Raw genomic sequence first — 974 nt, 5'->3', positions numbered from 1 at the left:
CCGCACATATGCCGCGCGGAGGTGCGGAAGGCGCTCAGCGCAGCGCCGCGATGACCTCACCGAATATTTCGAGCGTCGGCGTCGGGGCGAAATCGGTGAACCAGGTGTAAAAGCGCTCCACACCGCGATCGGCAAGCGCGCGGAAATGAGCTGTCAGCTCGCGGACGTTCCCGACGACCATCCCATTCTCGCCGGCCATCGGGCCGAATCGGCGCAGCGCGGTGGCGACCGTCGCCGTCCGCTCCGCTTCCGTCGAGATGACGGTGACGAGCTGCTGAACGGAGACCCGGGCCTTTCCCGCCCGCGGCCGCAGCCGGTCGAGGTGCTCAAGTGCGGTGACGGGTAGATTCCACCAGTCGGCGTAGGCGGCCACCAGGTCGAGGGTGCGCGGCCCCGTTCCGCCAATCACGATCGGGATGTGCCGCAGCGGGGTCGGGCGAGGGCGCACATCGCGGAGCGTGTGGTGGAGCCCCTGGTAATTCACCGTTTCGCCGGACCACAGCCGCGCAGGACCTCGAGCGTCTCGGCCAACCGGGCGACGCGCACCCGCGGCGCGACGTCGCCGATGCCGTAGGCCTCGATCTCATCGGGCATGGAACCCCAGCCCAGGCCAAGCTCGAAACGGCCCCCGGACGCATGGTCGAGGGTGACCGCCTGCTTGGCCAGCAGCGCTGGATGCCGGAACGCATCGCAGAGCACCAGGTGACCGACGGCCAGCCGCTCGGTGCGGGCTGCCAGCCAGGTGGCGGACACGATCGCTTCGAACATCGGCGCGTCAAGCGCACCGGGCGGGGCGAGATGGTCCATCAGCGCGATGCCGGTGAAACCGGTGCGTTCCGCGGCACCCGCGCGCTCGACGATGCCCTCCATCGACATCCGCAGCTGGGGTAGGTAGAGGTGACATTCGACTGCCATCGCGCTCCCGGTTACTGGACGGGTTATTCCACCTGATCGACGTGTACCGGACGGCGGCC

General features: G+C 69.0%; 1 pseudogene. It reads right to left on the bottom strand.

Annotated elements, in window-relative coordinates:
- Nucleotides 1-34: 34 nt before the first annotated feature.
- A pseudogene (locus U9980_RS18290) lies at nt 35-870 on the bottom strand (LLM class flavin-dependent oxidoreductase).
- Nucleotides 871-974 lie beyond the last annotated feature (104 nt).

The sequence above is a fragment of the Protofrankia sp. Cr1 genome (genome assembly GCF_963555865.1).
Taxonomy (GTDB): Bacteria; Actinomycetota; Actinomycetes; order Frankiales; family Frankiaceae; genus Protofrankia.
The sequence above is the reverse complement of the archived record's forward strand: the minus strand, read 5'-3'. Positions and strand labels throughout refer to the sequence as shown.